The following is a 2,216-nucleotide window of genomic DNA, read 5'->3' as shown; positions in this document are numbered from 1 at the left end:
TTGCTGTACGACACAGAAACCGGGTTGAATGTTTCTTTTCATAATACTCTATTTGTTCCTGTGGTAGCTTTTAACATGTTGGTTCAACGTTAGGTAACATAACTTAATCAGATAATCGGATTATCTTCAATATATGATAAATGGGTTGCTAATCCCTACAGAGTGAGAATTCATAGGAGTTTAGGTGATGTATAGATTCAATCTGATTTTGTCTTTTAATGTTGATTAATTTACAATTCTTTCTGTCATAAAGGATAGAAATAGTGATAAGATTTTTTGTTATATATTTGGTCTGACTACAAGTCTTCAATATTTACATTTATATAAAATAATTAACGATTCATTACAATTCTTTTATTGAAATCAAAGGAAAATAACCCAGAATGAGAAATTAAATATATACCCTATGGATTTCAAGAGGGATCGCGACGGCAAGGGAGCGAATCCCCGGGAGCATAGATAACTATGTGACCGGGGTGAGTGAGCGCAGCCAACAAAGAGGCAACTTGAAGGATAACGGGTATAAAATAAATTAAGTAGGAGTAGGTATAGCTATGGCAAATTTCTCAATGATGTCCAACGTTAGATTCTATTGGTAACCGGTATCAGAGTGGATTTTAAAATCAGATTGCAGTGCTGAAATTCAATCATGGTCTGACTGTTATTTAGAACGAGCCTCTTAAATATATTTAGCATAATGAATAATGTTTTTTAATTAAGGCTATTATTGTTGATGTAAAAAATAATGCTCCACCTATATAAGTGGTAATGATATATATTTTTATCCAATGAGTTAAGCCGGAGGGTAGATTTGAATAAAATCATAAGATTCTTGGTGCATATATTTTCTATCAGGATGATTTGTTTTCATTTTTTTCCAGTTAACAGCCTGTAGAAGAACATAATGACTTGAAACTGATCACGCATCCTTCCGAAGCGTTGTATTGTTATGCTTGTTGGTAAATAAAATCCTTCTTCTATATATAATTCAATAATTTTATCCATCTTTTTTTGATTTATTTTGTAAATGGCTATTGATATAACGAGAAGAAGAATAGAGGAGATGTAAATTATAATTAAAATGATAAGAGTAATTTTGTTCATATTAATATCACATTGAGTATTTAGTATGATTAAGCGTATTTTTGAAATAGGTATATTGCCATTGTTATAAAGAAAAATGCCCCCCCTATATTAATGGTGATGAAATATACTTTTATCCAATGAGTTAAACTGGAAGGTAAACTTTGAATAAAGTCATAAGATTCTTGTGGCATATATTTACTATCAGGTCTATTTATTCTTATTCTTTTTCCTGTCAATAATTTATAGAAAAATACGGCAGGATAAATTTGACCATGAATACCCATGAAATGACCTATGTATGCTCCTGTTGATAAGCAGAAACCTTTTTCCATATATAAATAAATAATTTTATCCATCTTTTTTTGATTTATTTTGTAAATGGCTATTGATACAATGAGAAAAAGAGTGGAGGAGATAAAAGAAATAAGTAAAATGATAAAAGTGACTCTATTCATATAGAAATCCCATAAGGTAAATTTTGAATAAAGTCATAAGATTCTTGGTACATGTATTTACTATCCTTTTCATTGATTCTCATTCTTTTCCCGGTGAGCAGCGTATAGAAAAATATTGCAACCTGATACTGACCATAAATACCCAAAAAACGGCCCATTTTTGCTCCTGCTGACATATAAAGTCCAGCTTCTGTATATAATTCAATGATTTTATCCATCTTTTTTTGATTTATTTTGTAAATGGCTATTGATATAATCAAAAATAAAAGAGATAAGAAAAGACATATTGTCATTATTAAATCCAATATGCTCATAGTTAATTTCCTATAAACAAATCTACGATAGATTCAGCAGCCCTTTCTCCGATTTTACTGCCAATATAACCACCAGATAAACCGCCGCCTGCTATGCAAACTCCAGCCGCTAATCCTTCAGTTGCAATCCCAAGAACAACACATGCTGTGCCTGCTGCAATTCCACCGTAATATCCTCCCCAAAAGCCCAGGCTTGTTCTACCAGCAAATTTACTATATTCCTTGATCGCTACTTTTTCACATTTTCCTGCTTGCCCATAATTACAGGCATCAATAACTTGCCCGGTGGTATCAACAAAATCCAGACCAATGGCAACTCGGCCACCATATTTCATCCATTTAATCATTTTTTCACTTTGTA

General features: G+C 31.9%; 2 protein-coding genes and 1 pseudogene. All 3 read right to left on the bottom strand.

All coding sequences use genetic code 11. From position 1 onward, the window contains the following. Window positions 1-1,133 precede the first annotated feature (1,133 nt). Window positions 1,134-1,541, bottom strand: a complete 408-nt coding sequence (locus LGZ98_RS23510) for a hypothetical protein (RefSeq protein WP_262978701.1) — start codon at window positions 1,539-1,541, stop codon at window positions 1,134-1,136. Beyond that, window positions 1,538-1,855: a hypothetical protein gene (locus LGZ98_RS23505; RefSeq protein WP_262978700.1), complete on the bottom strand. Its 318-nt coding sequence runs from the start codon at window positions 1,853-1,855 to the stop codon at window positions 1,538-1,540. The genes LGZ98_RS23510 and LGZ98_RS23505 overlap by 4 nt, the downstream gene beginning before the upstream one ends. Before the next feature lie 2 nt (window positions 1,856-1,857). Continuing rightward, window positions 1,858-2,216, bottom strand: a pseudogene (locus tag LGZ98_RS23500) (hypothetical protein); the annotation flags it as partial.

Origin of the sequence: Photorhabdus kayaii (assembly GCF_025384895.1) — a bacterium.
In the GTDB taxonomy this organism is placed as follows: domain Bacteria; phylum Pseudomonadota; class Gammaproteobacteria; order Enterobacterales; family Enterobacteriaceae; genus Photorhabdus; species Photorhabdus kayaii.
This window is presented reverse-complemented; position numbering and strand designations above follow the sequence as displayed.

Coding starts and splice junctions, on each gene's coding strand:
- LGZ98_RS23510 (WP_262978701.1), bottom strand. CDS start 1,541: ATGAATAGAGTCACTTTTATCATTTTACTTATTTCTTTTATCTCCTCC.
- LGZ98_RS23505 (WP_262978700.1), bottom strand. CDS start 1,855: ATGAGCATATTGGATTTAATAATGACAATATGTCTTTTCTTATCTCTT.